The sequence below is a fragment of the Nocardioides sp. NPDC057577 genome (assembly GCF_042801335.1).
GTDB lineage: Bacteria > Actinomycetota > Actinomycetes > Propionibacteriales > Nocardioidaceae > Nocardioides.
This window is the reverse complement of the sequence record NZ_JBHVGB010000292.1, coordinates 1-3721: the sequence shown is the minus strand read 5'-3', so window position 1 is coordinate 3721 and position 3721 is coordinate 1. Positions and strand designations below refer to the sequence as shown.

General features: G+C 69.6%; 3 protein-coding genes. 2 read left to right on the top strand and 1 reads right to left on the bottom strand.

Annotated features, from left to right (window positions below; translation table 11 throughout):
• Positions 1–48 precede the first annotated feature (48 nt).
• Positions 49–1002: a DUF3068 domain-containing protein gene (locus tag ACFU7D_RS29050; protein WP_378873841.1), complete on the bottom strand. Its 954-nt coding sequence runs from the start codon at positions 1000–1002 to the stop codon at positions 49–51.
• 110 nt (positions 1003–1112) lie between these two features.
• Between ACFU7D_RS29050 and ACFU7D_RS29045 the strand changes: the two genes are divergently transcribed.
• Both ACFU7D_RS29045 and ACFU7D_RS29040 read left to right on the top strand, forming a co-directional pair.
• On the top strand, positions 1113–3023 hold the full coding sequence (locus ACFU7D_RS29045; protein WP_378873839.1) for a hypothetical protein: 1911 nt from the start codon (positions 1113–1115) through the stop codon (positions 3021–3023).
• A partial coding sequence (locus tag ACFU7D_RS29040; RefSeq protein ID WP_378873836.1) for an acyltransferase family protein occupies positions 3023–3721 on the top strand: 699 nt, incomplete at its 3' end. The genes ACFU7D_RS29045 and ACFU7D_RS29040, both read left to right, overlap by 1 nt.

Here is a 3721-nt window from a genome sequence, read left to right as displayed (position 1 = left end):
CTGTCGGCCTCCGGGCCCGCGAACGTCTACGCCTGTGTGGGTTGAGCCTCAGGCATCCACCAGCGTCTTGTCGTCGGCGGCGGCGTGGGAGCCACCGTTGGGCTTGCGACCGCGCAGGACCAGCCACAGGCCGATCAGCAGGAAGATCAGGCCGACGACGAGGCCGACGACGGGGATCCAGGTGCCGATCAGGTTGAGCTTGGAGATGTTGGCCTTGGCGTCCTTGGCGTTCTTCGCGACGGTCTCGTCGGAGTAGCTGACCTCGATGTCGATCACGGTGGTGTCGCCGGCGACCGCCTTCTGGGAGCCGGTCTGGTCGATGTACTGACCCGTGGTCGGCTCGACGTAGATCGTCTGGGCGCCCTCGTAGGTGCCGATCGTGTCGTCCTCGGTGCCCTCGGACTCGCCCTCGCTCAGGGTCGCCTCGGTCGCGGGGATCGATACCTCGAACTGGTAGGTCTTCACGCCCTCCACCTCGACGTCGTCGACGTAGGTGGCGACGACGGACTTACCGAGGGTGTCGTCCCAGTACTCGTAGTCGTGACGCTCGGTGCCGAACGGGAACTTCGCTACGTAGCCCGTCATGCCCTCGGTCGCGAACTCCTCGCCGACGTACTTGGCCTGGTCCTTGACCGGCTCAGCGGTCTTGCGGTCCAGGGCGTACGCACTGTTGGAGATGTTGACCGCGCGCGGGTCGGTGTCGGGGTCGACGCAGTCGGCCGGGTCGTCCTCCTGGACGACGATGCAGGCCACCTCGATCAGCACGACGACGTCATCGGTGGACGCCTCCGGGTCAGCCTTGGTCACGTTGACGTATTTCACCGGAACTGGGGTATCCGACTTGGCCTGTGCACCGCTGGCCGTGCCCTCGAGCACCGTGCGCGAGTCGACATTCAGCGGAAACTTGGCAGCGGCGTCCTTGGCCCAGAATCCCGCCACCGCGGCAGCGACCAGCGCAAACGCGCCGACCAGCAAGAAGACGTAACCAATCACTCTTCGCATGTTTTTGCCCCTCCCAAGGCCTCGGGTCCCCCCTCGATCCGCGAACCGTAGCAGCAATACCGGGAGAGGTGTGCAACGGGTCACAAACCACTGTGCGACACTTCCTCTTCGTGTCACTTCCCCACACCACCTCCACCGCTGCCGAGCCCGCCGACGGGCCGGCCGGCGACGGCTTCCTGGCCACGCCGGGCAAGGTCGTCGCGGCAGCGCTGGCGATGATCGCCGTCCAGCTCGGCTTCCGCGCCTGGGCGCTGAGCGGGTCGTGGTACCGCTTCGACGATGCCAACTTCATGTCGAAGCTGATGTCCGACGGGCTCTCGGGCGACCTGCTCTTCCACGGCTTCGCCGGACACCTGATGCCGGGCGCGTTCGCGCTGACGTCCTACAACTTCAGCCTCGACCCGTACGCCTGGGCCTACCCGGCCGCCGAGCTCCTCGTGCTGCAGGCGATCGCGAACCTGGGCGCACTGGTCTTCCTCTGCTCCGCGTTCGGGAAGCGGCGCGGGATCCTGCCGCCGCTGGCGCTGTTCCTGTTCAGCTCGATCAGCCTGCCGGCGTTCCTGTCCTGGGGCCCCGGGATCACCCAGCTGCCGTTCCTCGCTGCGATCTTCTGGGGGTCATGGGCACACCTCAACTACCTGCGTACGCGGCGGTTCGGCTGGGCCCTGCTCACGATGCTCATCACCCTGGCCGCCATCGCCTTCGGCGAGAAGGCGATGCTGCTGTTCTGGCCCTACGCCGTGCTGGCGCTGGGCTGGTTCGCCAGCGGTGACATCCTGACCCGGCTGCGGACGATCCTGGGCCGCTACCTGCCCGGCGTGCTCCTCTACGGGGTCGTCTCGATCGGCTCCGTGGTCGCCTACCTCACGCTGGGCGCGGGATCGTCGAAGGCATCGGGAGCCTCCGACGCCAACGGGTTCGCGCTGGTCGCCCAGCGGTTCCTGTTCGAGTCGTGGGCACCGGGCGTGGTCGGCGGGCCGCTGCGCTGGACGTGGCTGGAGGGCAACTCGGCCGGCTGGGCCGAGCCCGGCGCGGTCGTCTCGGTGCTCGCCGTCGGCGTGCTGGCCCTGCTGACCTACGAGCTCGCCCGCACCCGCTCGATCGCGCTGCGCGCGTGGTGGCTGGTCGGCGGCATCCTGGTCATCGACATCGCCCTGATCACCGCCATCCGGGCCGGCGGGGTCGGTGCCGACATCGCCCTCGCCTACCGCTACCTCACCGACACGATCGCGGTCACCGCGATGGCGCTCGCGCTGGCCACGCTGCCGCTGCGCGGGGCCGTGGAGACGCTCACCCCGACGCGTACCTCGCCCTTCCTCGACGCGCCGAAGCGCGTCGCCGGCGTGACCGCGATCGTCGCGGCACTGGGGCTCTTCTCGTCCTACTCCTACGCCCAGGGCTGGCACGAGGACGACAACACCCGGCGCTACGTCGACACCGTCCGTGCCGACCTGGCCGAGGTCGAGGAGCCGCTGCCGATGGCCGACGGGCCGGTGCCCGAGTGGATGGTCTGGGGCGCGTCCTACCCCTACAACCAGGTGAGTCGGGTGCTCCGGCCGCTGTCGGACAAGATGGACTTCCCCAAGGCCAGCACCGACAACCTCTACCTGGTCGACGAGGACGGTCACATCCGGCCGGCGCTGGTGGACCCCGAGCGGCGCTCGGTCGGCGCCGTCGACCCGACGCCGAGCCTGGACAAGTGCCCGCTGCGGGTGCGGCAGACGCCGCTCGAGGTGGGCCTCGACGGTGGCGTGGACGGCGCCGGGTGGTGGATCCGGGTCGCCTACGTGGCTGCCGCCGAGGACGCCGGCCGGATGCGGGTGACCGCCGGCGAGCATTCCTACGATGTCGAGATCGAGCCCGGGTTCCGCAGTCTCTACCTGCGTACGGGCGAGGGACGCTTCGACACCATCGGCCTCCAGAGCCTGACTCCGGGGTCGAAGCCGTGCCTGGGTGGCATCGAGGTCGGCAGCGTGGTGCCGTTCGGCGACCCGATCTCAGGGCCTGAGGAGGACGGCTGATGGCCGACCGAAACGGAGCCCGAATCGAACTGGATCGCCGGTTCCTCACGCTCGACGCGCTGCGCGCCGTCGGGGCGCTGATGGTGGTGCTGACCCATGTCGCGTTCCACACCGGCCGCTACCCGCAGGGCTGGACCGGGGCGATGCTCGCCCACTTCGACCTCGGCGTTGCGCTCTTCTTCGTGGTCTCCGGATTCCTGCTGGCCCGGCCGTGGTTCGCCGCCAGCGCCGCCGGAGCTCCGCCGCCGAGCACCGGACGCTACCTGTGGAAGCGGGCGCTGCGGATCCTGCCGCTCTACTGGGTGGTCGTGGCCGTCTGCCTGATCGCCGCGCCTGCGAACTCCGATGTGGGGGTCGGAGGCTGGATCGCGAACCTGACCCTGACCCAGATCTACACCCAGGACACCCACGCCTACGGCCTGGCGCACATGTGGAGCCTGTGCACCGAGGTCGCCTTCTACCTCGCGCTGCCGCTGGTGGTGCGGCTGCTGACGCCGCGAGACCGCCTGGACCTGCGCCGCGTGCTGGTCCTGTGCCTGCTGCTCTCGATCGGCGGCGTGGCGTTCGCAGCCGGCGCCCGGACGTGGTTCGACCAGCCGTTCGCGGCCGAGTGGCTGCCGGCGTACCTGCCGTGGTTCCTGGCCGGCACCGCGCTGGCGGCCTGTTCGGTCGACCCGGGCATGCGCGCGCGGCTGGAC